Genomic DNA, 15,126 nt, shown 5'->3' with positions numbered 1-15,126 from the left:
TCAAAAACTGTGAAAAACTATATAAAAATTAATTAAAAAAAAATTAAAAAAAAAGTATTCTAGTTAATTGTTTACAAGAAGACTTACCAAATCCTGAATTACCTTTTGAGAAACAAAATCCATAAAGTCTACTCTTTCCAGATGAGGCAGGTATAATTTTGAGGTTACCTCCTGATCATTCATTCTGATCGTATAGTAAACCGTTCCAACATCTTTACCATCTTCGCCTTTTCCAGGTCCGGCAACGCCTGTTGTAGAAAGGGAGATTTGGGTTTCAAACAATTGCTGGCAGCCTTTTGCCATTTCCTGAGCCACCTGCTCGCTCACTACTGTGAACTGGTCTACAGTTTCTTTGGAAACATTTAAAATTTTAATCTTTTTCTCTGTGGCATAAGCTACCATTCCACCAAGAAAATATTTTGAGCTTCCGGAAACTGAAGTAATCATTTTTGCCAGCTCGCCTCCTGTACAGCTCTCTGCAGTAGAAATTGTCAGATTCCTTTCTGTAAGCATTTCTGCCAGAATATTTTCAATTTTATCTTCAGATACGGCAATTACATGGCCTTCTACCAATGGAAGTAATTTCTGAATTTCTTCTTCTGTTCTTTGTTTCAACTGTTCTTCATTCTCGCCGGAAGCCGTAAGACGAAGCTTTACACGCGTTCCTACCGGAAGATAAGACAGTGCAATATTTTCAGGAAGTGCCAGTTCCCAATCTTCAATTTTGTCTGCAAGGATACTCTCAGGAATTCCCACCACAGAAACAATTCTGGTATGGATATAATGAAGGCTGAATCTTTTCTGTAAATAAGGAATGATCTGATCCTTAATCAATGGTTTTACTTCGTAAGGAACTCCGGGAAGGCTATAGCACAATTTTCCGTCCTGTTCCATCATCATACATGGTGCCGTTCCGTAATGGTTTTGAAAAACGATAGATTTTGTAGGTACAAAAGCCTGTTCTTTGTTTCTCTCCAGAATATCTGCCCTTCCTCTTCTTTCCATGTAGCCTTTCAAATGATTGAAGGTTACCTCATCTAAGGCAATTTCATCATTGAAATATTCTGCCAGTGCTTTTTTGGTTTTATCATCTCTGGTTGGCCCAAGTCCTCCGGTTGTAATGACTAAATCGCCAGTTTCAAAGGCTGTGTTTAATGCATTTTTAATGGTTTCAATTTCGTCTGAGATCGTAAGAATCTGAATAACTTTTATTCCTATATTTTTAAGTTCAGTCGCTATAAAATTAGAATTGGTATCTACCGTATTTCCGGAAAGGATTTCATCCCCGATAGTAATCAGAACAGCTTTTTCCATATGTTTTTTTGTTGAAAAAAATTCTATGCAAATGACGGAAAATTCTGTGGCAGCGGCAATATAAATTGATTTTTTCTATTTTTGCCTGAATTATCAAAAACTACAATACAAATTATGTCTAAATATGATGATGCTTCATGGCATTATGGTGGTGATTTTCCGGAAGGACTTCCTCAGAAAAATGGTGCTACACATACAGGAATGTTCCTGAACTGGTGTATTCATAACAATCTGATCTCCGAAGAACTGAAAGAAGATGCTGCAGAAGAAATAGAAAAAGTAAAACGAAGAGAGATGACTGGAGCAGAATTTGTCATGGATACCTGTGACGGAAAATTTTCTGAATATGATCTGAATGAACTTGGAAATCTTTTTGCCAAAGACTATTATGCAGACGACACAGATTTCGGTAACCGTTACAGCTCATTTGCCGATGATTATGTGAATATTTTTGATGCTAAAGCTGAAGAAAGTGACTACGAATATGAAACCTTCTATCACATCGAAGATACCTACGAAAACTACGATCTGATGAAACAGGTTATTGATCACCGTTTTGAAGAATGGAAAGAATACATTAATAGCTAATAATGAAAAGATAAAATCGCAAAACGGCTGATTTACAAATTGACCCTTCTGCGATTTTGTTTTTTATTAATTATGCTTTACCCATATCAGTTCATCGGTGTTATAGCCGATTTTTTTTGCTTTCTGAATGAAACGCTGGCGGATACTTTCAGGAATATTGGTAGTACGGGAAAGAATCCATAAATATTTTAAACTGCTTCCTGCTACCAGAGCATATTGATAGTCTTCATCAATATCTATGACGTTATAACCCGCCCATATCGGTTTAAAAAATGAAACTTTAAGACGTGCTTCTGTCAGGTCTTTTACAAATTTTGCTTCCCCGATTGATTCGTTCCATACTTTTTTAACGTAATCATACCCTTTATTTCTGACCTGAACTGTTCCATCCGGATTTTCTGTATACTCTGCAGTAACATTATCCATATTTTTCTCGAACCTGTAATCAAAACGGGCGATCTCATACCATCTGCCCAGGTATTTTTTTAGATCAAAATTCTTTACCGCAGATGCTCCTCTGGGAATCCTTACAGAATAGGAATTGAAAACGATAAGTCCCAATGCTCCTAACGAAACGGGAAGTATAATTTTATGAATAGTTTTCATGACAGAAAGATTTTGTGTGGTTGTTATAAAAACGTCAAAAATAATGCCTTAAGTCTGTTAAGGTACAATAAATTCTATGAAAATACTTTCAGAAAATTATCTTTAAAGCTTCCTGAAACCTCAATTTCTGTATCGTCGGACAGCATCACTGTTCCGCTTTTATGATAGGATTTCACAAAACCTGTATTGATAATATGGGAACGATGGACCCTCACAAAAGGATTTTCCAGAAGGTCATCAAAGTGTTTCAGAAAACGGCATACCATCTTCTTTGAACCATCCGTAAGATATACCTGAGTGAAGTTTCCATCTGCCTGAAGTCTTACAATGTCTTCGGTTTTCACCACATCAAACCCTTGTAAAGTTGGCAAAATCAATTGCTGTTTTTCAGGTTTTAATTTCAGGTTTTCAAGAAGGATCTTATTCCGGTTGAGTTCATCTTTTTTCTCAAGACTTTCAGCCACTTTATTGACAGCAAGAATCAGTTCCTGAATATCAATCGGTTTTAAAATATAATAACTGGCCGATTTATTCAAAGCCTGCAAAGAATATTGTGAAAATGCAGTAATGAAAATCGTTTCATAGGAGAGTTCCTTGGTAGCTTCCAGTACATCAAAGGCATTTCCAAAAGGCATTTCTACGTCCAGAAATACCAATTGAGGTTGTTTTTCAGCGATTAATGGAACAGCTTCTTTAATATTTTCAGCTTCACCCAGAATTTCCACTTGCGGACAGTATTTGGTCAGATAGCTTCGTAAAACTTCTCTTGCTATGAGCTCATCATCTACAATTACGGCTTTTATTTTCATCAGATCAGATTTTAGGTGGCAGATCATTAAGTTGCAGGTGCAAATTAGGAATATTTAACCAACCTTACAATTTGCCTACACAAGTTCTCCAACATACTTTTGGTCACTTTTATTGCAAGAAAGATGCAAAAGAATTATTTTAGAGATTAAAATTAATAAACCATACAAAATCATATGAAATCAAAACTTCTTATTCTTTGCTGCATGAGTGTATTCGGTTTTTCTTTTTCACAGATGAAAATTTCAGAAAGAGAGGATATCAGTAAGATCAATAAAAACTGGAGGCTTACAAAAACCAATTCCGGAACGTATGGAATTTCAGATATTAGTGGAAGAATCATCGCTCAGCCTGTGTATTCCAAGATTAATAAATTCGGTGAGTATTCCGATGATCTGGCACTGGTAAAAAACATAACGGGAACGTATGGATTTATTAACCGTTCAGGTACTGAAATCATTCCTGCCCACTATGAACTGGACTATATCAAAAAGAATTTTTCTGTTTTGGAGAAAAAATATATCAAATAAAATACACAGATCAATCTGAGTTTTACTTACTTCAGATTGATCTGGATAGTTACCAAAACACCACTGTTATTTTCCTTATCCTTTACGGAGCAGGTGATCTCTTTTTTGTAAAGATCATTCAGAAGCTGAATTCTTTCCAGCGTATTTTTCATTCCTCTTCCCTCTCTCGTTTTTTGGTGCTGGGTTTTCTGCTTTTTACTTTCTTCAATACCTATTCCGTTGTCTTCAATAAGGATGTTCAGATGAGATTCACTTTTTTCAAAGCTTAGTTTTAAAAATCCTTTATCAGTTCTATAGCGGAGTCCGTGCCAGACAGCATTTTCCAGAAACGGCTGTATCAGCATTCCGGGAACGTGAAGGTTTTGCATATTCAGGCTTTCATCTACTTCAATTTCATAATCGAATTTATCTGCAAAACGTGTTTTCTCAAGGGCAAGATAATTCTGAAGGAGATCCAGCTCCTGCTGAAAGGGAATAAAATCTTCAGTGGAATTTTCCATTACACCACGCATCAGCTTCGAAAATTTGGTTAGATACTGATTCGCTTCCAGTTCATTATTGGTTGCTATAAAGTGGTTGACGCTATTCAAACTGTTAAAGATAAAATGAGGATTCATCTCACGACGTAACGACTGAAGGGCAATTTTCTTATTTTTGGTCTGAACCTTTTTCAGGGTTCTGAAAATAAAAATGATTAATCCTGTCAGCAAAATCAAAGCTCCAATCAGGCTGTAATTAAAGACATTTTTCTTTCGTATAAGCTCGTCTTTAAGCTCTTTTTCTTTTTCCAGCTGTGAGATTCGCTGTTCTGTATCTTCCAGAATTTTATTATCAACAAGACTTCTGTCTTTGGAAACAAGATTCGGAAGTTTTCCCAAAAAATCTCTATACAGTTGAACTGAAGCATCTACATTTCCTGAAATCGCATAAAGGCTATCCAGTTTTTTTACACTTCTCTGTGCTTCCAGCGTATGACCTTTGTCCAAAGCAATTCCGTAGGCATTTTTCAAAAGGTCCACGGCTTCTTTAGGATCATTCTTTTTAATATAGATATCAGCCAATTCCTGAATCTGATTGACTTTCTCCTGAGAATTTTCTTTCACAAAATCCTCCTTCAGAACTTTCTTTTTGGCTTCAATAGCTTTTTCAAAATTCTTATTTTCCACATAAAGATCTGCCAGTTTCTGATTAATGGCAAGGGCTTGCTGAGGAGCTTCTTTTTTAGAAATTTTATAGGCTGTATTCAGGTTTTCTTCGGCGCTGGAAACGTCTTTCTGTTTCAAATTAACATCTGCAAGCTGGCTGTAACTTTCTGCAAGATCGCCTTGTTCGTTTTCTTTTTTGGTCAGATTGATATTATTCTGGATAGCTTCTGCTTTAAGCTCCGGTGTGGGAGAAGAAAGTCTTGCCACATCATTAGCATTGACCGCTTTGCTTTTTTCACTGTAACTCACTTGCGCTGCCATGCTGTAATTGCTGATCGCAGGCGTTATTTTATTCTGCTTTTCCTGTGACTGGGCTAATCTTCGGGTAGCTTTTTCAATATTAGGTTTGTCGTTAAGTTTTTCATACAGCTTTTTGGCTTTTGTATAATATTCTTCACTTTTCGCAAAGTTTCCGCTATTGAAAAATGTTTCTCCGATATTATAATAAGAATCTGCCTGGGCAGGTTCATTTTTCTTGTCCATTGCTTTTTTCAGCTTCTTCGTTTCTACCTGCACTTCTTCCACAGCAGCAGTGCTGTTATTAGTGGTTTGGGAATAGATTATATTTCCCAAAAGCCCAAGTAAAAAGATAGTAAAGAGTTTAAGCATTTTCATAAAACAAAGATATACATATATATAGTCTGCTCAAAAACTATTCACCAAGTGAAAACTCCATTTCACCAAGTCTCCCGGAATCTGGTTTCCAGTCAGCGTAATTTTACATCAGAATTAAAAATTTAAAACAGGAAATTATGAAATTGAAACATTTTTTATTAATCGGAATTTTAACCCTTGGAAGCTTTGTAAATGCTCAGGAAGTAAAGAAAAACTCAATTGAAGTGACAGGTGTTGCCGAAATGGAAGTAGAACCGGATGAAATTATCTTCAGCATTGGGATAAAAGCTGATAATAAAAACGATCTGGCAGATAATGAAAAGAAGTTATTTGATATTTTAAAAAATGCAGGAGTAAAGAACGAGGATATCAAGTTCAAATCCATGTACCAGAATATCTATTCTAAGACAGCTAAGTTTTCTAAGAACTATCAGTTTAAAGCCGGTACAAAATCAAGTCTTAGCAAAATCTTCGAAGACCTGAATCAAAAATGGGTAAGCAGCCTGAACATTGCAGAGGTAAAAAATACTAAAATTGCAGATTTCAGAAAAACAGTCAAGATCAATGCTTTGAAAGCGGCAAAAGAAAAAGCTGACTACTTGTTGGAAAGCATGGGTAAAAAAACTGGAAATGCTCTTGAAATTGTAGAAATAGAAGATTACACCAGCGATATGATCATGCCTGCAGCTTACAAAGGAAGAGCTAGTAATATTCAGTTGGAAATGGCTGATGCTCCGGTAGATTTCTCTTTTGATAATATTGAAAACATTAAGCTGAAATACAGCATCAAAACAAAATACGAAATCCTTTAATAAAAGATTTTAACAAGGCAGTTCCCAGGGAGCTGCTTTTTTGTTTTATGCTATCCGGCGGGCTTCTGATTGAAGAAGAATATCTGCCATCTATCAAATTTTCTTGAATGCAAAGGGTTCGGCTCCGCTCAGCCTGACAGTATTGAAATGACACATTAGATTGCTATTATCATACTGAATAGATAACCGGATTCTTCCTTGTTCTATCATCCACCAAGTGAAACCTTCCGTTCACCAAGTTCCCTTATTTTCAGTCTGAAATAGGAATAATTTTACTTTAGAAATTTAAAATAACGGACAATAGAATGGTATTTCTTAATTACAAAGTTGTTTAAATTTCACAAAATCATAAAAGGTTTCATTTTAAAACACCTTAGTTCACTTAAGTAAGCTTAAAATGATACCGCAGAAAAGTTCACATAAGATGAAAATCAAAGATTTTCACAAAACTTAGGTGTACTCATTCCGCATAAGGCTTGGTTCTGAAAAAACTTAAGTGTTTAAAACATTTGTGCCTTTTGTAGTTAAAATAATGAATGTAAATGTTTATCAATCTCTACAATAAATAACCCATAAAAAAATAACAAAATGACAACTTTAAAAATCTTAGCACTTGCAGCAGGTACAGCATTTTTAAGCACCGGAAACATTCCGGCCAACCGCTCCAATAGTAATACAGACCATACATTATCCGTACAAAAAACATCACTGATTCCGGTAAATTCAACGGTAAAGGATAATAAAATTCAGGTCGCTCTTTTACTGGATACGTCCAACAGTATGGACGGACTGATTGATCAGGCAAAATCCAGACTCTGGAATATTGTAAATACTTTAACCACTCTCAAGTATAACGGAAAAGCACCAGAGATTGAAATTGCCCTTTATGAATATGGCAATGACGGAATCCGTGATGAAAACTACATCCGCCAGGTCACTCCTCTTACTCAGGATCTCGACCTGGTTTCTGAAAAGTTGTTTGCCTTAAGAACCAACGGTGGTAGTGAATATTGTGGTGCGGTGATTCGGGATGCTTCTGCCAACCTCAACTGGGATGGGAATGAAAAAAGTATGAAACTGATTTATATTGCAGGTAACGAAGCATTTGATCAGGGAAAAATAAATTATAAAGATGTTGTTTCAAAAGCAAAAGCTAAAAATATTTACACCAACACTATTTTCTGTGGAAGCAGGGAGGAAGGAATCCAGACTTTCTGGCAAAACGGAGCCTCATTAGGAGGTGGAAAGTATTTCAATATCGACAGCGACAGAAAGGTTCTTTATATTGAAACTCCTTATGATATCAGAATTTCAGAATGTAATGCAAAACTGAATGACACCTATATCTACTACGGAAATCACGGCTCGGAATACCGGCTTAAGCAGATCACTCAGGATAAGAATGCAGAAGCACAATCAGCATCCAACTTAGTGGAAAGAACGGTTGCCAAATCTAAAAAGAATGCTTACAAAAATGATCACTGGGATCTTGTAGATAAAGCTGAAAAAGATGCAGGATTTATCGCCAATGTCAAAGAAAGTGAACTTCCAGCGGAGTTGAAAGGAAAAAGTAAAGAAGAAATTCAAAAAACAATTGCTGCCAAGTCAGCAGCACGTGACAAGATTCAAAAAGAAATAGAGGAACTTTCCAAAAAACGCCAGACTTATATAGATTCCGAAATGAAAAAACGGGGAACTGATGATTCTGATGATCTTGGAAAAGCCATTGAGAGTTCTATTGTTGAACTTGCGAAAAAAAATGGGTATAGTTTGTAGTGTAAGCGGGTTGAGGCCCGCTTTTTTTTACCACCCCGTCAAAAATTCAAAGAATTTTTGACACCCCTCCGAAAGAGGGGAATTGAGCACCTTCAATTGAAATATAGGTTTACTCACGCAGTTTGTCATTTCATAGGAATCTAAATAACCTTTATTCTTATTTATAAAAATTGGGGTAAAATAAAGTATCACCTACCAAACTGAAAATACCTTGATAACGGATGTTTTTTTCCCTTCATAAACAAAGAAGCCATTTCCATTCCTGTTATTGAGAAAGTAATTCCATTTCCTCCGAACCCCAGCACGAAATAAGAATTTTTAAATTTCTGATGTTCTCCGATGTAGGGAAGTCCGTCTTTAGTTTCACCAAAAGTTCCTGCCCATACAAAATCTGTATAAAAATGATAATCGGGTTTTATTTTATTCAGGTTTTTCAGAATCTCCTTTTCTTTTTTATGGAGTATTGCATCACGTTTTTCTGCATCATAAAAATCTTCATCACCTCCTCCAATAAGAAGTCTTCCGTCATCGGTAGTTCTCATGTAGAGATAAGGATCATCGGTATTCCATACTAATGTGCTGCTGATATTTTTAAACTTCTCTTCATCTATTTCAGAAACTACGGCATAGGTACTTTTCAGGTTGACAAAGTTTTCTTTCAGCAGATTTTTACTTTCATAGCCTATACAGTAAATGATTTTTTTTGCTCTAATCTCAAATCCACTATCTACGGTAACCAGATTAAAACCTTTATGTTCCTCTACTTTTACCATTTCAGTCTTATCAAATATTTTCAATCCTTTCTTTACATTATGCATAAACAGCTCATGAGCAAACTGAAAAGCATCAATACTTGCTCCCTGTTTTGATAAAATTCCACCATAAGTATTTTCAAATTCAAATTTTCTCAAAATGTCTTTTGCCTCCAGCCATTCTACATCAAACCCGTTTTGTTTTCTGGTCTCACATTCTTTCTTTAGCCATTCTGTATCTTTCTTTTTTGAAGCAAAATACAATGAGTTTTTCCGTTTGAAACCTGCTTTGGACCTGATTATTTTTGTAAGCTTTTCTATCCTGTCAATAGCATCACTACAAGCTTTATAGCTTAGGACAGCTCCCTTTTCGCCTATTTTTTCTATCAGCTCGTATAAAGGAATATCTATTTCGTACTGGAGCATGGAAGTTGTAGCGGAAGTGCTCCCGTTGCAAAGTTCTCTTTTATCTATAAGAACCGTAGTATATCCGTCTTCTATCATCTGATGGGCAATCAGACTTCCTGTAATACCTCCTCCTACAATGAGAACATCACATTCTTCATTGGATTGTAAGGATGGATAAGATGCTAATAATCCGTTTTTTAAAAGCCAAAAAGGTTCATTTGATTTGAGATTCATATTACTATTTTACATTTAAAATAACAATATTTATACCTTTTTTAACAATTATTCACCAAATAATGGTGTAATTATTGTTGTTCTTTTAAACTCAAACCACCAAAAAAAAATATTTATTATGATAACAATTATTCCAGAAGCTCCGGAGAATGTTGCAGCATTTAATGCAACAGGAGAAGTAACGAAAGAGGATTTTGAAAGATTGGTAATTCCGCGTGTAAAAGAGAAGGTAGAGCAATTCGGTGAACTGAATTATTTATTGTATTTGGATACCGATCTGGATAATTTTACTGTGGGAGCATGGCTTGAAGATTTACTGTTAGGACTGAAAAACCTTACTAACTGGAATCGTTCTGCCATTGTAACAGACAAAGAAGGCATACGTGATTTTACCAGTATCTTCAGTGTTCTGATGCCGGGAGAATTTAAATCTTTCCCAAAAGAAAATTTGTACAATGCCCTCTATTGGTGTAAAAACGGAGATGAAGTAGAGGCATAAAAACTTATATTATAAAAAGAGCCTGTTTCAGTGTGAAACAGGCTCTTTTTTATGTTTAAATATAAATTAATTACATTTTTTATTTATCACATGATACGCATTCAGCAGCCACTTCTTCCTCATTTTGAGTTTTTGAACCGTACAGATACATATATCTTACACTGATAACCACTCCAATAAAAGTCATCCCCACTCCTACCAGTGATGGATAATTGAATGAGTAGCCGTATTCTAAAGGAATTCCACCAAGGAAAGCTCCCATTGCATTGGCAATATTAAAACCAGCCTGCATAAAAGCGGCGGCCATCATTTCACTTTTCGGGGCAGCTTTCATCATCATAATATTGATGGGTGAAGCAATAGACATGGATAAAGCCCCACACATGAATGTCAATACCAGGGCTATATTTTTATACTCTGCAAGGAAGAAAACTCCTCCAAGAGAAATCATCATCAGGAAAATCAGCAATGCACAGGTTTTTTCCGGGCCTAATTTATCTGAAACAATACCTCCAACCAGGTTTCCAACCACCATTCCTGCTCCGGCAAGAACCATTACATAAGCCATTTGACTACTTTTGATTCCTGCAACAACAGTCATTAAAGGGGTAATATAGCTCAACCAGGTGAACAATCCTCCAAACCCTATCGCTGTAATAGCCAATACCAGCCACGATTGTTTATTTTTAAGGAATTTCAGCTCTTCCATGAAATGGGTATTCTGATTGGACTCCATTGCCGGAAGCCATAGTTTTAAAAATAAGATGGCAAAAAGCCCAATCACTGCTACTATAGCAAAGTAAAATCTCCAGTGGAAGGTGTGCCCAATATAGGTGACCAGAGGTACCATTGCCAGATTGGCAACCGTGAGCCCTGTAAACATCATCGATATATAAAAAGCTTCTTTTCCTTTTCCGGCCATTCTTGAAGCTACCACTGTTCCCACACCGAAGAACGCTCCATGCGGAAGTCCGGACATAAAACGGATAACCAGCATACTGTTGTACCCGGGAGCAATAGCAGAAAGCCCATTAAATAATGTAAAAAGGATCATAAAAGCCATCAAAACTTTTTTCGGTGGAAATTTTACGGAATATCCAATCAGAATTGGAGCTCCGATAACCACTCCCATGGCATAAGCAGAAATTAAATGTCCGGCTTGAGGAATGGTGATCTGTAATGTTTTTGCAATATCCGGCAACAGTCCCATGACGGTAAATTCCGTTGTTCCTATCCCTAAACCACCGATAGCCAGTGGTATTATTCTTTTATCAATCTTCATTGTATCTAAATCTTTTTTCTGAATTAATTCTGTTCAAATTAAAGGACTCGCTGAGTATCTTTATTTTGAAAGTGCAAAAATCGAAAGAAAGTTTGAATTTCACACCTCTTTGAATGATAAAAATTTGCTCCATATTAACCTTTTTGTTTAATTTTAATTTCAGAAACAATCAAATAAGAACAAAATGAAGATCCAGAAAGAAATTATTGAGTTTGAAAAAGGGAAATCGTTTAAGCTATTTGCTCCTTCTCTGAAAAATTGTTTTTTCTGGCATTATCATCCGGAAATTGAACTGGTATATGTAGAAGCGGTGAATGGAATCCGTCATGTTGGGAAGAATATTTCCGGTTTTACAGACAGTGATCTTTTGCTGATTGGTTCCAATGTTCCCCATCTTAATTTTGATTATGGGATTCAGACCGAATGCAAGCAGCTTGTATTGCAAATGCGGGAAAGTTTCCTTCAGGATATCATCCTTCCTGTTCCTGAATTTGAAAATATTAAAACCCTTTTAGAACGTTCCTATCTCGGACTCTCATTCTCCGGAGAAACCAAAAATACTGTTGTTGAAAAACTACAGATTATTAAAGATAAAAACTCTTTTGAATCTTTGGTTGGATTAATTGAAATACTACAAATCCTGGCCGATTCTACTGAAGTAAAAGAACTTAATAAAGATGATACCAGAATCAAATGGTTTTTGAATGATAAAATCAGAATGGGAACTATTTATGATTATATCCACGAAAATTACGACAGGAAACCCAATGTAAATGAGGTAGCAAAAGTGGTAAGCCTTAGTACTCCTGCTTTCTGCAGATATTTTAAGAAACAGACAAATATGACGTTTACTGATTTTGTCAATAATTATAGGATTAATCAGGCTAAAATATTCCTGCTGAAAGATCAGTCTGTGACAGAAGTTTGTTTTCAGGTGGGTTTTGAAAGTCTTTCTTATTTTAATAAACTGTTCAAACAGCATACGGGAGAAACACCTTCTGAATTCAAGAAGAAACATTTCAGACCGATTGAAATTAATGGGAGGATTGGAGTGATTAAGAAGGATACGACTTGTTAAGTAGATTTTGGTGCGTGTTTTATGAACCACTCCGTCAAAAATTCTTTGAATTTTTGCCACCCCTCCAAAGGATGGGAATGATGGCAGCAGTTATTGTAAAGATTGCCACATTCATTAGCTAATGCTTAACATCTGATACCTGCAGCCTATCACCTATAATCTGCTACCTGAAAAAAACAAAAAACCGTTCATTGCTGAACGGTTTGTATTTTTAGTGAATATGTTTTTCTGCGTGGTAAGAACTTCTTACAAGAGGAGAACTTTCAACGTGTCTGAAACCTAAACTTCTTGCAAAATCTCCGAATTCATCAAATTCTTCAGGAGTGATAAATTTCTTTACCGGAAGATGTTTTTTAGTCGGCTGCAGATATTGTCCTAGTGTAATCACATCTACATTGGCATTTCTGATATCTTCGATCGTCTGGAAGACCTCATCTTTAGTTTCACCTAAACCAAGCATTACCCCTGTTTTGGTTCTTCTTTGTCCGGCTTCTTTCAGGTATCTTAATACTTCAAGGCTTCTTTCATATTTTGCCTGAATTCTTACTTCTCTGGTCAGACGTTTTACGGTTTCCATGTTGTGAGAGATCACTTCAGGCGCTACATCTACTAATCTGTCAAGGTGTTTAGTAAGTCCCTGGAAATCCGGAATCAAAGTTTCCATTGTTGTTCCCGGAGAAATTCTTCTGACAGCATTCACTGTTTCTCCCCAAAGAATAGAACCCATATCTTTCAGATCATCACGGTCTACAGAAGTAAGAACGGCATGTTTGATCTTCATTAATTTGATGGATCTTGCTACTTTTTCAGGTTCGTCCCAGTTTACATCAAGTGGTTTTCCTGTTTTTACCCCACAGAATCCACAGCTTCTTGTACAGATATTTCCTAAAATCATGAAAGTAGCTGTACCTTCACCCCAACATTCTCCCATGTTCGGGCAGCTTCCGCTTTGGCAAATGGTATTTAATTTATATTTATCAACCAAAGTTCTCAGCTCTCTGTAATTCTTTCCGGTAGGAAGTTTTACGCGGATCCATTTTGGTTTTTGAACGGTAGTGTCTTGAACTGAATTTTCCATTTCTAAAATTGAAGTTCAAAGTTAAGGATTTTTTAATGGAAACCATCAACCGGATATATTGATGAAACTTATAATTCGAAATTTCATTTGTATATTTATCTCTTCAAAATATTCTTATGAAAAAAATATTCTTCCTTTTATTCGCAGTATGCGGAACATTTTGTCTTGCCCAAAAACAGTTTCAGCCTTCGGGTTCTACTATCATTGAAACGGTAGACGGAGATCTTGATGGGGATAAAATTCCTGAAAAAGTAATTATTTACAATACAAAGGACACCACAGATATGGGAAACATCCGTGAAATTCAGATTCTGAAAAAGGCAGGCGGAGCATGGACCATCCTTGAAAAATCCAGAAATGCTGTTATGGAAAGCAATGGCGGAGGCATGATGGGCGATCCTTACAGAGAAACTAAAATAGAAAAAGGACTTCTGATCATTTCTCAAAACGGTGGAAGCAGCTGGAAATGGGATGTTACAGACAAGTATAGATTTCAGAACGGGCATTTTGAACTCATAGGAACTTCCTCCACTTCAGGAAGACCTGGTGATTACTGGAAAGATGTTGATTTTAATCTTTCAACAGGACAACTGAACTATTCAAAAGAAGTAGAAAATACTGCTGAATATGGTAAGTCTTTAAAAGAAACTTATATAAAAAAAGGGCTGAAAATTAATCTGCAGAACAGAAATCAGGAAAAGCAGCAAAAAATAATTCTTCCAAAAACAAAAGAAGAGGTTTATTTTTAAATAAAAGCTATGGGATGTAAGTTTGGGCTAAAGCCCATTCTGGATTTATATTTTTAGTAAACGGGCTAAAGCCCGTTTCTATTGAATAGGATTTATTGAATTATTGAGTTTAATGATCATCAAATTCATTATTTTTCAACAGCTCAGCTAAGACTTTTTTGGCACGCATGACTCTTACTTTGGTGTTGGCAACGGAGATCCCCAGCTCTTCAGCAATTTCTTTGATGCTTTTTTCTTCAAAAAATCTCAGCTTGATAATATCCTGATAGTTGGCATCCAGCGATTCTATTGTTTTAATGATTTTCTTTTGTTCTTCTTCGGAAATCAGAAGTTCTTCGGGAGATTTTGCATATTGGTTTTTGACCTCATCAAGGTTTTCAACAGCGTCTTCGTTATCACGATTCTTCTTTCTCCAGAAATCAATAACAGTATTTTGGGCAATGGTCAATATCCAGGTTTTAAACTGAAAATGAGGATCAAACATATCCAGTTTCGACAGTACTTTTGAGAAAACATTGACGGTAATTTCATCCGCATCATTTTCATCTCTTACCTTTTTCATGACAAAAGAGAAAACATCCACCCAAAAAATATTAATGAGTTTAGTCTGGGCCTTCTGATCTTTATCTTTGGCCTTCTGGATGAGCAGGAATAGCTGTTCGTCGTTCATTAATAACAAATATAGATTATTTGGGGTGAAAAACAAAGGAGTAAAAGGGCAAAAGTCTGAACTTGTTCAATTCTTAAGGTTAACATCCAAAAGGTTTTCATGATCTGTGACTTTCTTTCCCCT

Annotated in this window: 15 protein-coding genes; 7 read left to right on the top strand and 8 right to left on the bottom strand. The window is 36.0% G+C overall.

What is annotated here, in order from left to right:
* Positions 1–63: 63 nt before the first annotated feature.
* Positions 64–1,314: a CinA family nicotinamide mononucleotide deamidase-related protein gene (locus tag ACKTTZ_RS14570; protein WP_407845888.1), complete on the bottom strand. Its 1,251-nt coding sequence runs from the start codon at positions 1,312–1,314 to the stop codon at positions 64–66.
* 114 nt (positions 1,315–1,428) lie between these two features.
* On the opposite strand from ACKTTZ_RS14570, the gene ACKTTZ_RS14565 reads away from it, so the two are divergent.
* Complete coding sequence (locus tag ACKTTZ_RS14565; protein ID WP_034692108.1) at positions 1,429–1,902, top strand: hypothetical protein; 474 nt, start codon at positions 1,429–1,431, stop codon at positions 1,900–1,902.
* A gap of 66 nt (positions 1,903–1,968) precedes the next feature.
* On the opposite strand, the gene ACKTTZ_RS14560 is transcribed toward ACKTTZ_RS14565, so the two are convergent.
* Positions 1,969–2,508 carry a lipocalin family protein gene (locus ACKTTZ_RS14560; protein ID WP_407845887.1) on the bottom strand — a complete coding sequence of 180 codons (540 nt, stop codon included), beginning with the start codon at positions 2,506–2,508 and terminating at the stop codon, positions 1,969–1,971.
* A gap of 74 nt (positions 2,509–2,582) precedes the next feature.
* The gene (locus ACKTTZ_RS14555; RefSeq protein ID WP_407845886.1) at positions 2,583–3,317 is read right to left on the bottom strand and encodes a LytR/AlgR family response regulator transcription factor; all 735 of its coding nucleotides are present in this window, start codon (positions 3,315–3,317) and stop codon (positions 2,583–2,585) included.
* Between the two features lie 174 nt (positions 3,318–3,491).
* Between ACKTTZ_RS14555 and ACKTTZ_RS14550 the strand changes: the two genes are divergently transcribed.
* Positions 3,492–3,845 (top strand): WG repeat-containing protein, encoded by a 354-nt coding sequence (locus tag ACKTTZ_RS14550; protein WP_081906368.1) that lies wholly within the window; start codon positions 3,492–3,494, stop codon positions 3,843–3,845.
* A gap of 26 nt (positions 3,846–3,871) precedes the next feature.
* On the opposite strand, the gene ACKTTZ_RS14545 is transcribed toward ACKTTZ_RS14550, so the two are convergent.
* The gene (locus ACKTTZ_RS14545; protein ID WP_407845885.1) at positions 3,872–5,665 is read right to left on the bottom strand and encodes a histidine kinase; all 1,794 of its coding nucleotides are present in this window, start codon (positions 5,663–5,665) and stop codon (positions 3,872–3,874) included.
* Positions 5,666–5,802: 137 nt separating this feature from the next.
* Between ACKTTZ_RS14545 and ACKTTZ_RS14540 the strand changes: the two genes are divergently transcribed.
* Both ACKTTZ_RS14540 and ACKTTZ_RS14535 read left to right on the top strand, forming a co-directional pair.
* Entirely contained in the window at positions 5,803–6,477 is a 675-nt protein-coding gene (locus ACKTTZ_RS14540) for an SIMPL domain-containing protein (RefSeq protein WP_407845884.1), read from the top strand.
* 588 nt (positions 6,478–7,065) lie between these two features.
* Positions 7,066–8,253 carry a VWA domain-containing protein gene (locus tag ACKTTZ_RS14535; RefSeq protein ID WP_407845883.1) on the top strand — a complete coding sequence of 396 codons (1,188 nt, stop codon included), beginning with the start codon at positions 7,066–7,068 and terminating at the stop codon, positions 8,251–8,253.
* A 188-nt stretch (positions 8,254–8,441) separates the two neighbouring features.
* Here ACKTTZ_RS14535 and ACKTTZ_RS14530 read toward each other — a convergent pair whose 3' ends face one another.
* Positions 8,442–9,647 (bottom strand): NAD(P)/FAD-dependent oxidoreductase, encoded by a 1,206-nt coding sequence (locus ACKTTZ_RS14530; protein ID WP_407845882.1) that lies wholly within the window; start codon positions 9,645–9,647, stop codon positions 8,442–8,444.
* Positions 9,648–9,765: 118 nt separating this feature from the next.
* Between ACKTTZ_RS14530 and ACKTTZ_RS14525 the strand changes: the two genes are divergently transcribed.
* The gene (locus tag ACKTTZ_RS14525; RefSeq protein WP_034692101.1) at positions 9,766–10,146 is read left to right on the top strand and encodes an STAS/SEC14 domain-containing protein; all 381 of its coding nucleotides are present in this window, start codon (positions 9,766–9,768) and stop codon (positions 10,144–10,146) included.
* A 79-nt stretch (positions 10,147–10,225) separates the two neighbouring features.
* Here the strand turns inward: ACKTTZ_RS14525 and ACKTTZ_RS14520 are convergent, their stop codons facing one another.
* Positions 10,226–11,428 (bottom strand): MFS transporter, encoded by a 1,203-nt coding sequence (locus tag ACKTTZ_RS14520; protein ID WP_081906367.1) that lies wholly within the window; start codon positions 11,426–11,428, stop codon positions 10,226–10,228.
* Between the two features lie 184 nt (positions 11,429–11,612).
* Between ACKTTZ_RS14520 and ACKTTZ_RS14515 the strand changes: the two genes are divergently transcribed.
* Positions 11,613–12,506 carry an AraC family transcriptional regulator gene (locus tag ACKTTZ_RS14515; RefSeq protein ID WP_407845881.1) on the top strand — a complete coding sequence of 298 codons (894 nt, stop codon included), beginning with the start codon at positions 11,613–11,615 and terminating at the stop codon, positions 12,504–12,506.
* Between the two features lie 211 nt (positions 12,507–12,717).
* Here the strand turns inward: ACKTTZ_RS14515 and lipA are convergent, their stop codons facing one another.
* Positions 12,718–13,584, bottom strand: coding sequence for a lipoyl synthase (lipA, locus tag ACKTTZ_RS14510; RefSeq protein ID WP_034692098.1), 867 nt, complete (start codon positions 13,582–13,584; stop codon positions 12,718–12,720).
* 116 nt (positions 13,585–13,700) lie between these two features.
* On the opposite strand from lipA, the gene ACKTTZ_RS14505 reads away from it, so the two are divergent.
* Positions 13,701–14,333, top strand: coding sequence for a hypothetical protein (locus tag ACKTTZ_RS14505; protein ID WP_407845880.1), 633 nt, complete (start codon positions 13,701–13,703; stop codon positions 14,331–14,333).
* A gap of 109 nt (positions 14,334–14,442) precedes the next feature.
* On the opposite strand, the gene ACKTTZ_RS14500 is transcribed toward ACKTTZ_RS14505, so the two are convergent.
* Positions 14,443–15,003, bottom strand: a complete 561-nt coding sequence (locus ACKTTZ_RS14500; protein WP_034692096.1) for an RNA polymerase sigma factor — start codon at positions 15,001–15,003, stop codon at positions 14,443–14,445.
* Between the last annotated feature and the right edge of the window lie 123 nt (positions 15,004–15,126).

The sequence above is a fragment of the Chryseobacterium sp. KCF3-3 genome (assembly GCF_045865955.1).
Lineage (GTDB): Bacteria > Bacteroidota > Bacteroidia > Flavobacteriales > Weeksellaceae > Chryseobacterium.
This window is presented reverse-complemented; position numbering and strand designations above follow the sequence as displayed.

Bases quoted from the DNA above. Each gene is read 5' to 3' on its own strand.
- ACKTTZ_RS14570 (WP_407845888.1), bottom strand. From the start codon at position 1,314: ATGGAAAAAGCTGTTCTGATTACTATCGGGGATGAAATCCTTTCCGGA.
- ACKTTZ_RS14565 (WP_034692108.1), top strand. From the start codon at position 1,429: ATGTCTAAATATGATGATGCTTCATGGCATTATGGTGGTGATTTTCCG.
- ACKTTZ_RS14560 (WP_407845887.1), bottom strand. From the start codon at position 2,508: ATGAAAACTATTCATAAAATTATACTTCCCGTTTCGTTAGGAGCATTG.
- ACKTTZ_RS14555 (WP_407845886.1), bottom strand. From the start codon at position 3,317: ATGAAAATAAAAGCCGTAATTGTAGATGATGAGCTCATAGCAAGAGAA.
- ACKTTZ_RS14550 (WP_081906368.1), top strand. From the start codon at position 3,492: ATGAAATCAAAACTTCTTATTCTTTGCTGCATGAGTGTATTCGGTTTT.
- ACKTTZ_RS14545 (WP_407845885.1), bottom strand. From the start codon at position 5,665: ATGAAAATGCTTAAACTCTTTACTATCTTTTTACTTGGGCTTTTGGGA.
- ACKTTZ_RS14540 (WP_407845884.1), top strand. From the start codon at position 5,803: ATGAAATTGAAACATTTTTTATTAATCGGAATTTTAACCCTTGGAAGC.
- ACKTTZ_RS14535 (WP_407845883.1), top strand. From the start codon at position 7,066: ATGACAACTTTAAAAATCTTAGCACTTGCAGCAGGTACAGCATTTTTA.
- ACKTTZ_RS14530 (WP_407845882.1), bottom strand. From the start codon at position 9,647: ATGAATCTCAAATCAAATGAACCTTTTTGGCTTTTAAAAAACGGATTA.
- ACKTTZ_RS14525 (WP_034692101.1), top strand. From the start codon at position 9,766: ATGATAACAATTATTCCAGAAGCTCCGGAGAATGTTGCAGCATTTAAT.
- ACKTTZ_RS14520 (WP_081906367.1), bottom strand. From the start codon at position 11,428: ATGAAGATTGATAAAAGAATAATACCACTGGCTATCGGTGGTTTAGGG.
- ACKTTZ_RS14515 (WP_407845881.1), top strand. From the start codon at position 11,613: ATGAAGATCCAGAAAGAAATTATTGAGTTTGAAAAAGGGAAATCGTTT.
- lipA (WP_034692098.1), bottom strand. From the start codon at position 13,584: ATGGAAAATTCAGTTCAAGACACTACCGTTCAAAAACCAAAATGGATC.
- ACKTTZ_RS14505 (WP_407845880.1), top strand. From the start codon at position 13,701: ATGAAAAAAATATTCTTCCTTTTATTCGCAGTATGCGGAACATTTTGT.
- ACKTTZ_RS14500 (WP_034692096.1), bottom strand. From the start codon at position 15,003: ATGAACGACGAACAGCTATTCCTGCTCATCCAGAAGGCCAAAGATAAA.